Annotated in this window: 17 protein-coding genes; 9 read left to right on the forward strand and 8 right to left on the reverse strand. The window is 69.1% G+C overall.

Annotated features, from left to right (window positions below; all coding sequences use genetic code 11):
• Positions 1-2: 2 nt before the first annotated feature.
• A complete protein-coding gene (gene mgtE, locus VYI76_RS05115; protein WP_326523689.1) occupies positions 3-1,406 on the reverse strand; it encodes a magnesium transporter in 1,404 nt (467 codons plus the stop codon).
• Positions 1,407-1,679: 273 nt separating this feature from the next.
• On the opposite strand from mgtE, the gene VYI76_RS05120 reads away from it, so the two are divergent.
• Positions 1,680-2,117 carry a peptidylprolyl isomerase gene (locus VYI76_RS05120; RefSeq protein WP_326523889.1) on the forward strand — a complete coding sequence of 146 codons (438 nt, stop codon included), beginning with the start codon at positions 1,680-1,682 and terminating at the stop codon, positions 2,115-2,117.
• A 158-nt stretch (positions 2,118-2,275) separates the two neighbouring features.
• On the opposite strand, the gene VYI76_RS05125 is transcribed toward VYI76_RS05120, so the two are convergent.
• Positions 2,276-3,160, reverse strand: coding sequence for a LysR substrate-binding domain-containing protein (locus VYI76_RS05125; protein WP_326523690.1), 885 nt, complete (start codon positions 3,158-3,160; stop codon positions 2,276-2,278).
• Between the two features lie 271 nt (positions 3,161-3,431).
• Between VYI76_RS05125 and VYI76_RS05130 the strand changes: the two genes are divergently transcribed.
• Positions 3,432-5,735: a CDC48 family AAA ATPase gene (locus VYI76_RS05130; protein WP_326523691.1), complete on the forward strand. Its 2,304-nt coding sequence runs from the start codon at positions 3,432-3,434 to the stop codon at positions 5,733-5,735.
• Here VYI76_RS05130 and VYI76_RS05135 read toward each other — a convergent pair.
• Complete coding sequence (locus VYI76_RS05135; protein ID WP_326523692.1) at positions 5,689-7,002, reverse strand: MFS transporter; 1,314 nt, start codon at positions 7,000-7,002, stop codon at positions 5,689-5,691. The genes VYI76_RS05130 and VYI76_RS05135 overlap by 47 nt on opposite strands.
• Positions 7,003-7,149: 147 nt before the next feature.
• Here VYI76_RS05135 and VYI76_RS05140 point away from each other — a divergent pair, with 147 nt between their 5' ends.
• Genes VYI76_RS05140 through VYI76_RS05165 form a run of 6 tightly spaced genes read left to right on the forward strand, consistent with a single transcriptional unit; the run spans position 7,150 to position 13,207 of the window.
• Entirely contained in the window at positions 7,150-7,764 is a 615-nt protein-coding gene (locus VYI76_RS05140) for a class I SAM-dependent methyltransferase (protein ID WP_326523693.1), read from the forward strand.
• A complete protein-coding gene (locus VYI76_RS05145; protein ID WP_443018901.1) occupies positions 7,752-8,840 on the forward strand; it encodes a type III polyketide synthase in 1,089 nt (362 codons plus the stop codon). Before VYI76_RS05140 ends, VYI76_RS05145 begins: the two co-directional genes overlap by 13 nt.
• Positions 8,837-9,526 carry a methyltransferase domain-containing protein gene (locus VYI76_RS05150; RefSeq protein WP_326523694.1) on the forward strand — a complete coding sequence of 230 codons (690 nt, stop codon included), beginning with the start codon at positions 8,837-8,839 and terminating at the stop codon, positions 9,524-9,526. The genes VYI76_RS05145 and VYI76_RS05150 overlap by 4 nt, the downstream gene beginning before the upstream one ends.
• Entirely contained in the window at positions 9,526-10,608 is a 1,083-nt protein-coding gene (locus VYI76_RS05155; protein WP_326523695.1) for an NAD(P)/FAD-dependent oxidoreductase, read from the forward strand. Before VYI76_RS05150 ends, VYI76_RS05155 begins: the two co-directional genes overlap by 1 nt.
• A gap of 20 nt (positions 10,609-10,628) precedes the next feature.
• Complete coding sequence (gene msrB / locus VYI76_RS05160; RefSeq protein ID WP_326523696.1) at positions 10,629-11,027, forward strand: peptide-methionine (R)-S-oxide reductase MsrB; 399 nt, start codon at positions 10,629-10,631, stop codon at positions 11,025-11,027.
• A gap of 53 nt (positions 11,028-11,080) precedes the next feature.
• A complete protein-coding gene (locus tag VYI76_RS05165) occupies positions 11,081-13,207 on the forward strand; it encodes a transglycosylase domain-containing protein (protein WP_326523697.1) in 2,127 nt (708 codons plus the stop codon).
• Here the strand turns inward: VYI76_RS05165 and VYI76_RS05170 are convergent.
• From VYI76_RS05170 to VYI76_RS05180, 3 genes are read right to left on the reverse strand one after another with little or no spacing between them, the layout of a single operon-like run.
• Positions 13,180-13,812 carry a M48 family metallopeptidase gene (locus VYI76_RS05170; protein ID WP_326523891.1) on the reverse strand — a complete coding sequence of 211 codons (633 nt, stop codon included), beginning with the start codon at positions 13,810-13,812 and terminating at the stop codon, positions 13,180-13,182. The genes VYI76_RS05165 and VYI76_RS05170 overlap by 28 nt on opposite strands.
• Positions 13,813-13,862: 50 nt before the next feature.
• Positions 13,863-14,312 carry a YcgN family cysteine cluster protein gene (locus VYI76_RS05175; RefSeq protein WP_326523698.1) on the reverse strand — a complete coding sequence of 150 codons (450 nt, stop codon included), beginning with the start codon at positions 14,310-14,312 and terminating at the stop codon, positions 13,863-13,865.
• Positions 14,300-14,905 carry an SCO family protein gene (locus VYI76_RS05180; RefSeq protein ID WP_443018908.1) on the reverse strand — a complete coding sequence of 202 codons (606 nt, stop codon included), beginning with the start codon at positions 14,903-14,905 and terminating at the stop codon, positions 14,300-14,302. Before VYI76_RS05180 ends, VYI76_RS05175 begins: the two co-directional genes overlap by 13 nt.
• Before the next feature lie 52 nt (positions 14,906-14,957).
• On the opposite strand from VYI76_RS05180, the gene VYI76_RS05185 reads away from it, so the two are divergent.
• On the forward strand, positions 14,958-15,557 hold the full coding sequence (locus VYI76_RS05185) for an ankyrin repeat domain-containing protein (protein WP_326523700.1): 600 nt from the start codon (positions 14,958-14,960) through the stop codon (positions 15,555-15,557).
• Positions 15,558-15,622: 65 nt separating this feature from the next.
• On the opposite strand, the gene VYI76_RS05190 is transcribed toward VYI76_RS05185, so the two are convergent.
• Both VYI76_RS05190 and VYI76_RS05195 read right to left on the reverse strand, forming a co-directional pair.
• Positions 15,623-16,114: an MmcB family DNA repair protein gene (locus tag VYI76_RS05190; RefSeq protein ID WP_326523701.1), complete on the reverse strand. Its 492-nt coding sequence runs from the start codon at positions 16,112-16,114 to the stop codon at positions 15,623-15,625.
• Between the two features lie 46 nt (positions 16,115-16,160).
• The gene (locus VYI76_RS05195) at positions 16,161-16,844 is read right to left on the reverse strand and encodes a cell wall hydrolase (protein WP_326523702.1); all 684 of its coding nucleotides are present in this window, start codon (positions 16,842-16,844) and stop codon (positions 16,161-16,163) included.
• Positions 16,845-16,947 lie beyond the last annotated feature (103 nt).

Raw genomic sequence — 16,947 nt, forward strand, 5'->3', positions numbered from 1 at the left:
GCTCAACCCACCAGCCCGCTCACCACCGCAAGGCCAAGGAAAGCGAGGAACCCCATCGAATCGGTAATCATCGTGACGAACACCGACGAGGCGACCGCCGGATCCTGGTCGAGCCGCTCGAGCACCACCGGCACCAGAACCCCCGCCAGCCCGGCGACCAGGATGTTGATGAGCATCGCCACCGCGATCACCCCGCCCAACAGCGGATTGGAGAAAACCAGCGCCGCGCCGATCCCGATCAGCACCGCGATCGTCCCGCCATTCAGCACCGCCAGCACGATTTCGCGGCGGATCGTGCGGACGGTGTTCGACCGTGTAAGCTGGTTGGTCGCCAGCGCGCGCACCGCGACCGCCATCGTCTGCGTCCCGGCATTGCCGCCCAACGAGGCGACGATCGGCATCAGCACGGCGAGCGCCACCATCTGTTCGATGGCCGCGCCGAACAGGGCGATGATGGTCGACGCGACGAGCGCGGTGCCCAGATTGGCGATCAGCCAGCGGACGCGGGCGGAATAGCTGGTCCGCACCGGCTCGTTGATGTCGCCGTCGCCCGCGCCCGAGAGCAGCAGCGTGTCCTCGCCCGCTTCCTCCTGGATGATGTGGACGACGTCGTCGACGGTTATCATGCCGACCAGCCGCCCGCTCCCATCGACGACGGCGGCGGAGATCAGCGCGTATTTCTGGAAGCGCAGCGCGACTTCCTCCTGGTCCATGTCGACCGGGATCAGCGTCTGCTCGCGCTTCATCACGTCGGCGATGGCGATGCCGCGCGGCGTACGCAGGATCCACGACAGTTGGCAGGTGCCGATCGGCTTATGTCGCGAATCGACGACGAAGATTTCCCAGAAATCGGTGGTCAGGTCGTCGTTGCGGCGCAGATAGTCGATCGCGTCGCCGACGCTCCAATGCTCGGGCACCGCGATCAGCTCGCGCTGCATCAGGCGGCCGGCGGACTCTTCGGGGTAGCTGAGCGCCTCCTCGATCGCGGCACGATCGTCGGGCTCCATCGCGCGCAGCACCTCGCGCTGCTCGGCGACGTCAAGGTCCTCGATGATCGCCACCGCGTCGTCGGTATCGAGTTCGGCGGCCAGGTCGGCCACCTCCTGCGGTTCGAGCGCGTCGATCAGGTCCTCGCGGACGTGATCGTTCATCTCGGCGAACACGTCGCCGTCGAGCAGTCCGTGCAGCGCATGGGCAAGCACCGGGCGCTGTTCGTGGCCGGCCAGCTCGAACAGGTCGGCGATGTCGGCCGGGTGCAGCGGTTCGACCAGCTCGCGCGCGCGCTCGACCTCGCCGGCCTCGGCCGCGTCGATCACGGCCCGGACGAACTCGGGCTTCAGCCGGTCGTCCTCGTCGAGTTCGCTGTCGTCGATCGGCTCGACGGCGGGCAGGTCTGTCTCGCTCATCGCCGTTCCCTTCGCACGCCGCCGTACCGCCTGCGCGCTTAGCGAAGCCTGACAATGTTTGTCAGCGGAAAAGCGCAGCCGCCCGCGATACGCATCGGCAGGCTCTCCGGAGCTGGCGGGAGGGTGTTGACGCGACCCACGCCCTCCCGCCTTACGCGCGCCGCCCGCTGCATGATTTGCAACGCCACGCGCCCACCGCTAGGGCACCCGCCGAGTTATCCGACAAATCTGGAGCAAGCCCGCGTGTCCGACACCCTTCCCGAAACGCTGACGATGACGCTCGATACCGGCGAGGTCGTCATCAAGCTGCGACCCGATCTGGCCCCCGGCCATGTCGCGCGGATCGTCGAGCTGGCCAATGACGGCTTCTACGACGGCGTCGTGTTCCACCGCGTGATCGACGGCTTCATGGCGCAGGGCGGCGACCCGACGGGCCGCGGCACCGGCGGATCGAAGCTGCCCGACCTGAAGGCGGAGTTCAGCCGCCAGCCGCACGTTCGCGGCGTCTGCTCGATGGCGCGCACGATGGACCCGAACACCGCCAACTCGCAGTTCTTCATCTGCCTCGACGATGCGACCTTCCTCGACGGCCAGTACACCGTCTGGGGCGAGGTGACGTCGGGCATGGACGCGGTCGATGCGCTGCCCAAGGGCGAGCCGCCGGCGAAGCCGGGGAAGATCGTGCAGGCGCGGGCGGTGGCAAGCGCTTAGCGTCCGCTAAGCGCTGTCTCGGCCACCGCCCCGGACGGCGTCACGTCAGTGACGACCGACGGCGTGGCTTTGCCACGCCGGGCCTTCCCCGTTTACCTACTGTCGATATCAGCACCGGGTGAACCCGGATCAGCTCCGCCGATCCGCCCCCGGCGCCGCTAGTCCGCTACGAGCGTTTCGACCAGCCAGTCGTGGAACAGCCGCACCGGGCGAGTCTGGAGCGCGCGCGGGCGACAGGCGAACCAATAGCTATAGTCGCTCTCGGTGGCGACGTCGAAGAGGTGGACGATGCGATCGTCATGCGCCGCCTCGAAGTGCGATTCGAGCATGAACGCGACGCCCAGCCCCTGCGCGGCGGCTTCCAGCATCAGCGATCCCGAATCGAAATGGTCGATCGCCAGCGGCTCCAGATCGGGGTGACCAGCGGCCTTGCGCCACTGGAGGAACGTCTCCGGCATGTCGCGGTGCAACAACGCGGTCAGACCGGTCATCTGTTCGGGCCGCGTGACCGGATTGTCCCCCTCGATCAGCGCGCGCGCGCCGATCGCATAGACCCGATTGCGGTCGAGTCGCCGGGCATAGAGGGTCGGATCAACCTCTCGGGCGAGCACGATCGCCGCGTCGAGCCCGTCCCCGAGCCGGGTGGTGCCGTGCCCGCCGGTGTCGACGTCAAGGTGCAATTCGGGATGGCGCCGCTTGAGCTCGCCCATCCGCGGCAGCAGCCGCTGGGTCGCGAACAGCGGCAGCACGCCCAGCCGCAGCCGCAGCAGTTCGACCCCGCTGGTCATCGCCTCGACCGTATCGGACATCGCGTCGAGCGCCGGGGCGATTCCCGCCAGCAGCCGTTCGCCGTCGGCGTTGAGCTTCAGCGCCTGGTGGCGACGCTCGAACAAAGGCTTGCCGATGAACCGTTCCAGCGCCTGGACGCGGCGGCTGAGTGCGGGCGAGGACAGGGCGAGTTCCTCGGCCGCGGCCTTGATCGACCCGAGCCGTGCGACCTGAACGAACGCCTCGATCGCGGTGAGGGGCGGCAGCCTGCGCATGTGCAGCATAGTGCATCGTGCGACGCTGACTTGTCAAAGCTGCAACTGAAACCGGTCCCATGGTTGCAATAATTGCAACTCACTCGATTTATTTCGCACTTGCACAATAACGCGCTGCACCGCACATAGAGCAGGCCTTTCAGGCATCCTCTCCTAAAACTTTTCCGGCCGGTCCTTCGGGATCGGCCTTTTTTTCGCCTCTCGCACATCCGGAGCCGGCTCCCTATCTCGCACGCTTGCGGATTTCGCGAGTGGAAAAAGGGAGGGCCCGATGGCCGACGACGAGACGCCGACCAGCAGGAAGCTTCAGGTCGCCAACTCACGGCCGGAGGATTCGGGTCGCGGCATCGCCCATCTGCCCCGCGCGCTGATGGCGGCGCTGGGCATCGGCCAGGGCGACGTGATCGAGATCGTCGGCAAGCGGTCCACCCCGGCGCGCGCCGTCTTTCCCTATGCCGAGGACGAGGGGCTGGAAATCCTGCGCATCGACGGGCTCCAGCGCGCCAACGCCGGCGTCGGTTCAGGCGACTTCGCCGAAGTGCGCCGCGCCGAATCGAAGCCCGCGACCCGCGTCGTCTTTGCGCCGGCAGCCAAGAATGTCCGCCTTCAGGGCCAGCCCGGCGCTCTGAAACGCAGCTTCATCGGACGCCCGCTGTGCGCCGGCGACACGGTGGCGACCGTCGGCCAGCAGCGCGTCGCCGGGGGCGATCTGCCGCCCAACGTCGCGCAGATGCTCAACGCGCCTGCTTACGCCCTGCAGGAAATCCGCATGGCGGTGGTGACGACCACCCCGAAGGGCATCGTCCATATCGACGAGGATACCGAGATCGAGCTGCGTGCCGATTACGAGGAGCCAAAGGAATCGCGCCGCGCCGACGTGACCTATGATGATCTGGGCGGCATGGCCGCGACGATCGACCAGTTGCGCGAGATGGTCGAACTGCCGCTGCGCTATCCCGAACTGTTCCAGCGGCTGGGCGTCGATCCGCCCAAGGGCGTGCTGCTCCACGGCCCGCCCGGCACCGGCAAGACGCGCCTCGCTCGCGCGGTCGCCAACGAATCGGACGCCAATTTCTTCCTCATCAACGGCCCCGAGATCATGGGGTCCGCCTATGGCGAGTCGGAGAAACGCCTGCGCGAGGTGTTCGAGGAAGCGTCGCAGAGCGCGCCGTCGATCGTGTTCATCGACGAGATCGATTCGATCGCCCCCAAGCGTGACCGCGTGCAGGGCGAGGCGGAGAAGCGTCTGGTCGCGCAGTTGCTGACGGTGATGGACGGGCTGGAAGCGCGCGCCAACATCGTCATCATCGCCGCGACCAACCGGCCCGAGGCGATCGACGAGGCGCTGCGGCGGCCCGGCCGCTTCGACCGCGAGATCGTGATCGGCGTGCCGGACCAGCGCGGGCGTCGCGAGATCCTGGGCATCCACACCCGCGGCATGCCGCTGGGCGAAGGAGTCGACCTCGACGAGCTCGCGCGCACCACTCACGGCTTCGTCGGCGCCGACATGGCCGCGCTGGTTCGCGAGGCGGCGATCGAGGCGGTGCGGCGGATCATGCCGAAGCTCAATCTCGAGGACCGCTCGATCCCGGCCGAGGTGCTCGATACGCTGTCGGTGACCCGCGAGGATTTCATCGACGCCCTGAAGCGCGTCCAGCCGTCCGCGATGCGCGAGGTGATGGTGCAGGCGCCGACCGTGCGCTGGAGCGACGTCGGCGGTCTCGACGACGCGCAGGAGAAGCTGAAGGAGGGCGTCGAGCTGCCGCTGAAGGACCCGGACGCCTTCCGCCGGCTGGGTATCCGTCCGGCCAAGGGCTTCCTGCTCTACGGCCCGCCCGGCACCGGCAAGACGCTGCTCGCCAAGGCGGTCGCGCGCGAGGCCGAGGCGAATTTCATCGCCGCCAAATCGTCCGACCTGCTCAGCAAATGGTATGGCGAGAGCGAGCAGCAGATCGCCCGGCTGTTTGCCCGCGCACGCCAGGTCGCACCGTGCATCGTGTTTATCGACGAACTCGATTCGCTGGTGCCGGCGCGCGGCGGTGGCCTCGGCGAGCCGCAGGTCACCGAACGCGTGGTCAACACGATCCTGGCCGAGATGGACGGGCTGGAGGAGCTCCAGTCGGTCGTGCTGATCGGCGCGACCAACCGCCCGAACCTGATCGATCCCGCGCTGCTGCGCCCCGGCCGCTTCGACGAGCTGATCTATGTCGGCGTCCCCGACACGGCGGGGCGCGAGCGCATCCTGCGCATCCAGACGCAGAAGATGCCGCTGGCCGACGACGTCGATCTGGGCGTCGTTGCCGCGCGGACCGATCATTTCACCGGCGCGGACCTGGAGGACATCGTGCGCCGCGCCGGCCTGATCGCGCTGCGCCGCGCGCTGTCCGCCCCCAATGTCACGATGGCCGATTTCGAGAAGGCACTGGACGAATCCCGCGCCTCCGTCACGCCGGAGATGGAGGAGGAATATCGCGCCATGTCCGACAAGCTGAAGCGCGATGCGGTGTCGATCCAGCCGATCGGCTTCGTCACTCCGGGCCAGCTGAAGGGCCGTGGGCCGAAGGGCGCAGAGTAAGCACCGCATAGCCGATCAGCACGACAAGCGCGGCCGCCGCCGTCAGGTAGGGCAGCGGCCGCGACAGTTCGTACAGCCCGACGCCGATCGACGGGCCGAGCACGAACGAGGCACCGTTGACCGAGGTGATCTTGCCGGCGACCGAGCTTTGCGCCGCCGCCCCGACCGCCAGCGACGCGCCGGCGGTGTAGCCCGGACGGACGAAGCCGAAGCCCATCGCCGACAGGGCATAGGCGGTGGCGATGCCGTAGAGCGAGGTCGCCAGCGCCAGCGCCGCGCATCCGATCGCGGCGATCACCAGCCCGACACGCACCAGCGTCGGCGGGGTCAGGTCGAGCAACGGGATCAGCCCCCATTGCACCAGCAGCGCGGCGCCAGCGCCCATCATCAGCACCAGCCCGGTCGGCGCCAGCGCCTCCATCGGCGGCAGGCCGAGCCGGTCGATCACCAGGAAGCCGATCGCCTGGCCGGTCATCGCCTGGGCATGCCCCATCACCAGCCCGACGATCACCCATACGCGGATGCGGTGATCGAAGAAGCCGACGCGCTCGCCACGCTCGCCGGTCGCCGCCGTGACGCTGGCGCCGGTCGGCTGGCCGCCGATCGACGGATAGGCCGAAGCCGCGCCATGGGCGGGAAGCTCGCCCGCGCTGTGCGGCAGCATCCGCGCGACGGCGATTCCCACCACCCCGCCCAGCACCAGCGCGAAGAACGCCGGCCCGGCAAGCCCGATCTCGATCGCACCGACATGGCCCAGCACCAGATAGGGCGCGATCGCCGGGCCCAGGATCGTGCCGAGGCCGAAGGCGGACGCGAGCAGCGCCAGCGCGCGCGTCCGCTGCGCGCGCGTCGTCCGTCCCGCGACGATCGCCTGCACCGCCGGGGGCGCGGCCGATCCGAACATGCCGTAAAGCATCCGCCCGCCCACCAGCAGCACGAAGGTCGCGGTGCCAGAGATCCAGCCGTTGATTCCCGCCAGCAGGAACATGCCGACCAGCAGCTGCGCCGCGCAAAAGCCCGCCATGCCCAGCAGTATCATCGCCCGCCGGCCATGCCGATCGGAACGATTGGCCCAGAAGGGCGCCGCGACCACCCACATCAAGGCGGAGACCGAGAAGACGGCCGCGACGACGCTGTCGGTGACCCCCAGCGTCCGCCCCAGCGCCGGCAGCACCGATTGCAGCGCGGTGTTGCCGACCGCGACCGTCAGCATCACCGCGAACATCAGCGTGAAGGTGCGATCGGGGCGAAGCTTGGGGGCGGCCATCGGCCCCGACCCTTGGGCGTTCGCCCGCCGGTTCGCAACCTTTCGTGGCGACGTGCGCTTCGCTCCGGCGCGGAGACGCTTGCAACTTGCCCGCAAACTTGCGACGCACCTTCGCCTTCCAATGGGTTGTTCGGAACAGGGATCCTCATGAATTCATCGGCCACCACCGCGGCGCGCCCGCGCAAGCGCCACGCCGGCCGGCCCTCCCCCTGGGGCATGTTCTTCAAGGGGTTCCTGAAGCACCCGGTGATGGTGGGATCGGTGATCCCGTCATCGGACAAGCTGATCGACCGGATGCTCGGCCAGGTTGATTGGGCGAACTGCAAGGTCTTCGTGGAATATGGCCCCGGCGTCGGCACCTTCTGCGGCCATATCCTCGAACGCATGGCGCCGGATGCGCAGCTGATCGCGATCGATACCAACCCGGATTTCGTCGACTATCTGTCCGACGGCATCCGCGATTCGCGGTTTTCGGCGGTCCATGGCTCGGCGGCGGACGTCGGCGCGATCGTCGCCCAGCACGGCCATGAACAGGCTGACTTCGTGCTGTCGGGCCTCCCATTCTCCACCCTGCCGCCAGGCGTCGGTGCCCAGATCGCGGCGGAAACGCACAAGGTGATCCGCCCGGGCGGCGCCTTCCTGGTCTATCAGTTCAGCCCCAAGGTACGCGATTTCCTGAGCCCGCATTTCGAGCGGATCGATCACGGCATGGAATGGTGGAACATTCCGCCCGCCCAGCTGTACTGGGCGTGGAAGGACTGACGCCCACGCGCACCACCACCGCCTGGCTCAACGCGATCGGGACGGCGGTTCCCGAACACGACATCCACCACGCCTTCATCGACTGGGCGCGCGAGCGGATCCGCGATCCGCGCCAGGCGCGCGTGTTCGATCGCATGGCGGCACGGTCTGGCATCGCGCACCGCTGGTCGGCGCTGCCGCCTACCCGGGAGGGTGGATCGCCGGTCGCCCCCGGCGGCTTCTACGCCAGCGATCCGATGCCCGGCACGGCGGACCGCATGGCGCTCTACGCCTCGTTCGCCCCCGTGCTTGCGCTTAGCGCCATCGCCGCGTTGACCAAGCGAGTTCCACTTGGTGAGGTCACCCACCTTATCGTCGCCAGCTGCACCGGCTTTGTCGCGCCGGGCATCGACCAGCGCATCGCCCAGCGGCTTGGGCTCAAGCCCTCGGTCGAACGGCTGCTGATCGGGTTCATGGGCTGTTACGCCGCGGTGGCCGCGCTGCGCAGCGCACGCCATATCGTCCGATCGCAGCCCGATGCGCGCGTGCTGGTCGTCACGGTCGAGCTGTCGACGCTCCACCTGCAGCCCGATCGCGAGATCGAACCGCTGCTGGCGATGCTCCAGTTCGGCGACGGCGCCGCCGCCGCGATCGTCAGCGCCGATCCGCTGGGTTTCGCGATCGACGCGCCCTTCGCCACCACGCTGCCCGACAGCGGCGACCTGATCCGATGGGACATCACCGACCGGGGCTTTGCGATGCACCTGTCGGGCGAAGTGCCGGCACGCATCGCCGCAGGCCTCGCGGACCCCGATTTCGCGCACGCCGCGACCGGCGGCCATGACGTCGCCATGATCGACGGCTGGGCGGTCCATGCCGGCGGACGCTCGATCCTCGACGCGGTGGAGGCCGCGCTGCACCTGCCAGGCGACGCGCTCGACGCCTCGCGCGGGGTGCTCGCCGATCACGGCAACATGTCGTCGGCGACGCTGATGTTCGTCCTCGCGCGCCTGCTTGGCCGCCCGGTCGAGCGCGGCGTCGCGCTCGCTTTCGGCCCCGGCCTCGCCGCCGAGGGCTTCGGCTTCCATTCGGCATGACCCTCGCCGTCCGCGCCCAGGACGAGGAGCGGATGGATGCGGAAGACCTGCCCGCGGAAACGCTGGCCGCTGTGCTGCGCGATCTGGCGGAGGTCAACGTCGTGACGATGGCGGCACGGCCGACGCTCGCCTTCCTCGACCGCGCGGTGGGGCACTCGACCAGCTTCCGCCTGCTCGATGTCGGCTTCGGCGACGGCGACATGCTGCGCCGGATCGCGCGCTGGGCCGCGAAGCGGGGGATCGCCGCCGAACTGGTCGGGATCGATCTCAATCCGAACAGCGCGCCCACCGCCCGAGCGCATACCCCGGCCGACATGGCGATCGACTATCGCACCGGCGACTATGCCGCACTCGCCGGGGAAGGGTGGGACGTCATCGTCTCCAGCCTGGTCGCGCATCACATGAGCCACGACCAGCTGATCGCCTTCCTGCGCTTCATGGAAGGTGAGGCGGCGCGCGGATGGCTGGTCAACGATCTGCACCGCCACGGCTTCGCGCATCGCGGGTTCCCGATCCTCGCCCGGCTGTTCGGCTGGCACGAAATCGTGCGCCATGACGGCACGTTGTCGATCGCGCGATCCTATCGCCCCGCCGAATGGCCGCCGATCCTGACCGAGGCCGGCGTCGCCCACGCGCGGGCGTACCGCGTCTTCCCCTTCCGCCTGTGCGTCGAACGGCTGCGCTGATGCCGCCATTGATACTGGGCGGCGGCCCGGCGGGCTCGGCGGCGGCGATCGCGCTGGCCGAAATGGGCATCGCCGCGACGATCCTGGAACGTACGCGCGAGCCGGGCGATGCCCTGTGCGGCGGCTTCCTGAGCTGGCGGACGCTCGCAGCACTCGAACGCCTCGGGCTCCCGGCCGACATGCTCAACCCCCGCGCCACGCTACGGCTGCGGCTGTTCGCCGGCGATCATGTCGCCGAGGCAGCGCTGCCCGGACCGGCGCGGGCGGTGTCACGCCGCCGGCTCGATGCCCTGCTGCTCGCGCGCGCCGGGGAAGTGGGGGCCAGCGTAGAGCGCGGCGTCGCTGTCCGGACGCTGGACGGCGGCACCGCCCGGCTGGCCGACGGCGGCGAGGTGACCGGCGACACGATCCTGCTCGCCACCGGCAAGCATGAACTGCGCGGCGCGGCGCGCGATGCCCGCGATACCAACGATCCGATGATCGGCCTGCGGGCCCGGCTGAAGCCCACGCCGGCGATCGGCGACGCGATCGAGCTGCACCTGTTCGACCGTGGCTATGCCGGGCTGGTCGTGCAGGAGGACGGTCGCGCCAACCTGTGCCTCGCGGTCGCACGGTCGCGCCTGCAAATGGCGGGCGATCCGCCCGCGCTGCTCGCTGCGCTCGCCCGCGAGAACCCGGCCCTCGCGACCCGCCTCGACGGGCTGGAGCCGGGCGCGGGCATCGATGCAATCGCCAACGTCCCTTACGGCTGGCGCGCGACATCGACAGTGCCTGCCCTGTACCGGCTGGGGGATCAGGCGGCCGTCATCCCGTCGCTGGCCGGCGAGGGGATGGGCATCGCGCTGGTAAGCGGCAAGATGGCGGCGCGCGCCGTCGCCCGGGGGATCGATGCCCGGCTGTTCCAGACCCGGCTCGCGCATCACGCGGCGCGCCCGCTCGCAATCGCCGGCGCGATCGCCGCGATCGCCCGGCGTCCATCCGGCGCGCGGGCGATCGTCAGGCTTTCGCGCGCGCCATGGCTGGTGCGGGCCGCCGCCCACCTAACCCGGATCAACCAATCGGGCGTTGACGGCGGCGCGTGACGGGCACACATCGGACGGCCATGGATCATCTCAACCTGTCCGAAGCAGAATGGCGCCGCCGGCTGTCGCCCGAGCAATATCATGTGTTGCGCGAAGCGGGCACCGAACGCGCCTTCGCCGGCAGGTACGATGGCAACAAGGCCGACGGCATCTATCGCTGCGCCGGCTGCGCCAACCCGCTGTTCGATTCGGACGACAAGTTCGATTCGGGCTCCGGCTGGCCCAGCTTCACTAGGCCAATCGCGGCGGAGGCGGTGACCGAACACGGCGACACCAGCCACGGCATGACCCGCGTCGAGGTCCGCTGCGCGAAATGCGACGGGCACCAGGGCCATGTCTTCCCGGACGGCCCGCCGCCCGCCGGCCTGCGCTACTGCATCAATTCGGTCAGCCTGGATTTCCGCCCGCGCGAGGCGTGATCCCCAGCCCCTTGTTCAGCTATCGCTAACCGCGTAATCGCTTGGGCTACGCGATGGCCCAACGCTCCCGATCCCGCTCCGCCAAACCGCCGTCGCGCTGGCGCCGCATCCTGAAATGGACGGTGGGTCTGGGCGTCGCGGGGGCCGTGCTCGGCCTGCTCGCGCTGGTCATCGCGGTCTATACCGCGCGCGCCTCGCTCCCCAGCTTCGATGAACTGAAATCCTCGCCCAACGGCCAGATGATCCGCGTCCATGCTGCCGACGGCACGGTGATCGTGTCGCTGGGGCCGAGCTATGGAGAATGGATACCCTATTCGCAGATTCCGCAACCGATGCGTGACGCGATGATCGCGGTGGAGGACCGGCGCTTCCGCAGCCACTGGGGCGTCGATCCGGTCGGCATCGCGCGCGGTATCCAGGTCAGCTTCCAGCGCGATCGCCGCGTCGCCGGCGTGTCGACGATCACCCAGCAGCTCGCGCGCAACGTGTTCCTGACATCGAACCGCTCCTACATCCGCAAGCTGCGCGAAGGCATTCTGGCGCTCGCGCTCGAACGCAAGTTCAGCAAGGACCAGCTTCTCGAACTCTACCTCAACAAGGCCTATTTCGGCGGCGGCGCTTACGGCATCGACGCCGCCAGCCGGAAGTTCTTCGGCCACCCCGCCGCCACGCTCAGCCTGTCCGAATCGGCGATCATCGCCGGGCTGGTGAAGGCGCCGAGCAACTATTCGCCCACCGCCGACGCCGATGCCGCGATCGATCGCGGGCGCGTGGTGCTGCGGCTGATGCGGCAACAGGGGGTGGCGGGCGCCGATGCGGTCGAGGAAGCCGATATCAAGGCGGTCAAGCTCGCGCCCGAGCCGATGCAGAACAGCGTCCGCTACTTCACCGACTGGGCCTTGCCGCAGCTTGAGATGCTGATCGACGAGACGGTCCAGCCGCTGGAGGTGTGGACGACGCTCGACCTCGACATGCAGCGCGCCGCCGACCAGGCGGTGCGCGCCAACACCCCCGGCGGCGCGCAGGGCGCGCTCGTCGCGCTCGATCGCGGTGGCGAGGTGCGCGCGATGGTCGGCGGCAAGGATTACGTCAACTCGATCTACAACCGCGCGACCCAGGCGACGCGCCAGCCGGGATCGGCATTCAAGCTGTTCGTCTATCTCACCGCGCTGGAAGCGGGGCACAAGCCCGACGACCAGGTCGTCGACGAACCCGTCACCATCCAGGGCTGGAGCCCGCGCAATTCCTCGCGTCGCTATTCGGGCGCGATCGATCTGCGCACCGCCTTCGCCTATTCGATCAACACGATCGCCGCCAAGCTGGGGCTGGAGGTCGGCTTCGGCGCGGTCGCCGACATGGCGCGCCGCTTCGGCATCACCACCCCGGTCAACACCCAGCCGTCGATGGTGCTCGGCACGTCCGACGTCCGCCTGATCGACATGACCCGCGCCTTCGCCAGCATCTCGCAGAAAGGCGTGGCGGTGACCCCTTACGGCATCACCCGCGTGACGGCGAACAACCAGGTGATCTACCAGCATCAGGTGGATACCAGCCGCGTGCTGGTCGCTCCTTATGTCGCCGCGCAGATGACCGACCTGTTGCAGACCGCGGTCAACACCGGCACCGCGCGCGCCGCCCAGATCGGGCGGCCGGTCGCCGGCAAGACCGGCACGACCAGTTCGAACAAGGACGGCTGGTTCCTCGGCTTCTCCAGCGGGCTCACCACCGGCGTGTGGATGGGCCGCGACGATGCGAAGCCGATCCCTGGGCTGCAAGGCGGCACCGCGCCCGCGCGCGCCTTTGCCAACTTCATGGGCAAGGCTGTCGCCAAGCGCCCGGTCGAGCAGTTCGACACCCAGGTGACCCTGCCCGATTGGCAGCTCGAACCCGATGACGAGACCTATTTCGGCGAACCCGACAACGCCATGATGGTCGATGCGGACGGCAATCCACTGACCCCCGCCGCGCCCAACGACCCCGCCGTCGATGACGAACGTCCGCCGGCCGAGCCCGCGCCGACGCTCGATGATCTGATCGATCGCATCACCGGTCGTCCCACGCCGCGCCCGGAATCGGCGCCGGTTAGGCCGCCCGCCGGCTCGGGCCCGGTTCGCGATGTGCCCGCGCGGCCGCCCGTCGCTCAGCCCCGCGATCAGGAACCGGCGCGTCCGAACCAGTGAAGCGACGCGCCGTTGGCCTTGAGCCAGCGGCGCGCGGGCGTCGGATCGCCCTCATAGATTTCGGCGACCAGCGCGTGGAACGCCGGCGAATGGTTCATGTGGATGCGGTGCGCCACCTCGTGCGCGACGGTCGCGCGGCGCACCGCGACGGGCGCCAGGATCAGCCGCCAGCTGTAGCGGATCGCCCCCGATGCCGAGCAGCTGCCCCACCGCGAGCTGGTGTCGGCGACCCCCACCCGCTCCACAGCGACTCCGGCCTTCGCCGCATATTCCTGCGTCTCGGTGGCCAGCAGCCGCGCTGCCTCACGCCGCAGCCAGCGCGCGATCCGCGTCTCGAATCCGTCGCGCGGCCCCCCGGAAACCAGCGCCTTGCCCTCGCGGCGCGGCAGGCGCGGCGCGGCCTCGCGCCAGACCAGGGTCACCTCCTCGCCGGCCACGGGAATCGCCGCGCCCGGCTCGAACGGCCGCGCGGCTGGCAGTTTCGCCTTCTGCGCCTCGATCCACGGCCGATGCTCCGCCGCCCAGGCGAGCCCGGCGTCGAGGCTCGCGCGGCGCGGCAGCACCAGCCGCACCCGTCCGCTCGCCGGATCGAACGCCAGCTTCATTCGCCGGGCGCGCGCATGGCGCACCACGTCGATGTCGCCGGCCCCGGCGGTCACAAGTCGCGCTCTACCAGATGATGTTCCAGATCGCCGGCGTCATCCTCGCTCACCGTCCAGCCGCGTGTCGATTCGCCGGCGGCGTGAACCGCGCCGGGATCACCGCTCACCAGATAATGCCAGTCGGGGAGTGGCCTGCCCTCGCCGCGCAGCCGATAGGCGCAGGTCGTCGGCAGCCAGTCGAGCTCCTCCACCAGCCGCGGTGTCAGCCGAACGCATTCCGAGACATAGGCGTGACGATGCTTATAGTCCGAACACCGCCCCATCCGCCGGTCGAGCAGGCGACAGGCGACGTTGGTCGGCATCAGCTCGCCGGTCTCCTCGTCCTCCAGCTTGTGCAGGCAGCATTTGCCGCACCCGTCGCACAGCGCCTCCCACTGCGCGCGGTCGAGCTTCGCGAGCGGCGTCGTCTCCCAGAATCGGTCGCCCGTCGTCACTGGACCCATTTCGCGAGTTCGGCGGCCAGCTCCTGCGGGCCCTTTTCCGCCGGCAGCAGCGCCATCGGCTTGCCTTCCGGGTCCATCAGATAGACCTGGCGCGAGTGATCGACCAGATAGCCACCCTCGGCGGTCGGCGCGCGCTTGGCGAAATAGATGCCGTAAGCCTTGGCCGCGGCCTTGATCGCGTCGACGCCGCCGGTCAGCCCGACCATGCGGGGATGGAAATTGGCGACGAATTCCTTGACGACAGGCGGCGTGTCGCGCTCGGGATCGATCGTCACGAACATCGGCACGACCCTGTCGGCGCGCGCCTTGTCCTGCGCCTCGAACGCCTTCAGCCCGGCGCCGATCACCTGCACGTCGACCGGGCAGACGTCGGGGCAATAGGTGTAGCCGAAATAGACGATCCGGTACTTGCCGGCGAAGTCGCGATCCGTGACGGCCTTGCCGTTCTGGTCGGTCAGCGCGAACGGTCCGCCGATCCGCGCGCCGGCGAGGGGCGGGTCCTGGCGGGGGCCGGGCTGGGTGCCGCAGGCGGAGAGCAGCAGAGCGGCGACAGCGGCGGAGATGAGGCGTGTGTTCATGGCGCGGCCAGCCATGATCTGATAGGCGAACGCACGCAAGCCAATCACACCCAGAGGTACGATCGCCATGTTCCGTCCGTTCGCTTCCGCGCTCGTCGTCCTGCTCGCCGCGCTGCCCGCCGCCGCGCCGGCCCAGCGGATGTCGGACAGCTATGAGTTCCTGAAGGCGGTAAAGGACGGCGACGGCAACAAGGTGACGGAAATGCTCGACAAGCCCGGCTCGTCGATCGTCAACACGCGCGAGGCCGACAGCGGCGACACCGCGCTGCACATCGTCACGCGACGCGGCGACGTCACCTACATCCGCTTCCTGCTCAGCCGCGGGGCGGCGATCAACAGCCAGGACGCGCGCGGCAATTCGCCACTGGTGATCGCGGTGAACGGCAATTGCCGCGAATGCGTCGACGTGCTGCTGACGCGCAAGGCCAATGTGAACCTCGCCAACACCTCGGGCGAGACGCCGCTGATCCGCGCGGTGCAGATGCGCAACCTCGACCTGGCCGACGCGCTGCTCAAGGCAGGCGCCAATCCCGACCAGACCGATCGCGTCGCCGGCAAGAACGCGCGTGACTATGCCAGGCAGGACAATCGCTCGCCCCAGCTCACCAAGCTGCTGACCGACGCGCCGAAGGTCGGCGCGCGCGCGGCGTCCGGCCCGAAGCTGTAACAGGCGCGGCTCTGCCGCTGAAGACAACGCTACTCCGGCCGACGGCGTGACGAATCGTCTTCCTGCTACCGCAGGCCCAGTCCGTCCGCCTCCGGATCGACCAGCCCGATCACCCGCCGCGCCGCGCGCCGGGCCAGCGCCGTGGTGCAGCGGCGCCGCGCCGGAGCCGGCATCGCCACCACCTGCGCCTCGCGCACGATCGCCGCGTCATAGCGATCGGCGACGATCACCCCGGCCCGATCGGGCAGGAAGGCCGGGCCGTCGAGCGGACTGGCGTCGAAGCCCTGCGGCACCGCCCAGAAGAAACGGTCGCAATGCGGCAGATAATCGGTCCATTTCGCATCGCCCAGCAGATCGGCCCGCGATACCTTGATCTCGACGATCACCAGCTCGCCCTTCGGCCCGATCGCCATCAGGTCGGCGCGACGGCCGCCGTCGAGCGGCACCTCGGCGATCGCGACGATATCGTGACGCAGCAGCATCCGGCAGACGCCCCGCGCGACATCGACCGCGATCAGCGGCGCGCAGGACGCATCAAGGGGCACGACCGAAGCCATGCCCCCCGATAGAACATTGGTGGAACGCGGGGAAGCCCCGCGCGCCTCAGCGATAGAAGATGTGGTTGCCGATCGCGGCCAGGCGGGTCTTCTGCCAGCCCGGCGAGACGCGCCGCGCGTGGAAGAACAGCGCATCGTCGGCGGCACCGCCATCCCACAGATCCCGATGCGCGACCTTGGCGACGGCGACCGCAGTCTTCCAGCCGTTGCGGCCCTCGGCGTTCGGCACGACACCGCCGCGCACAAACGAGAACTGGCCGCGCTGGGTCAGCACCGAGCAGATCGACCTGGGGAAGCGCCCGGATTTCGTGCGATTGAGGATCGTCTGGGCGACGGCGAGCTGGCCCGCGAGCGGCTCGCCGTTCGATTCGAAGAACACGCCCGAGGCGAGACAGCGGAGTTCCTCGCCGGAAATCTCGTGATCCTGCGCGGCGACGGCCTGCGCCAGGCTGCCGAAATCGGCATCAGCATCAGCATCGGCTTCGTCGATCTGGTCGGCCGGGACGTAATCGTCCGGCAGCGACTGGACGGTCTGGAAAACCGCCGGCTGGGCGGTCGTCCGAGCCTCGGCGGCGGTTTCCGCGATCGGAACCTGCGGCAGCGTCACGGCGTTGAGTGTAGAGAGATTTGCCCGGTCGAGCTCCTGCGCGATACCGGGGGTCGTGCCGATCAGGGCGGCGGCACAAAGAGTTGTCGCCGCGAGGGTTGCGGCGCGAAAAACGAACGACATTCAACTTCGTTACTGTGCGGTTGGCACGCGAAACGATCGCCGGCCGCGCGAAAACGCGCGACGTCGATCGTCACGAGAAACCACCCGACTGCGTCACCGGCGG

Source organism: Sphingomonas sp., assembly GCF_035910975.1.
GTDB lineage: Bacteria > Pseudomonadota > Alphaproteobacteria > Sphingomonadales > Sphingomonadaceae > Sphingomonas.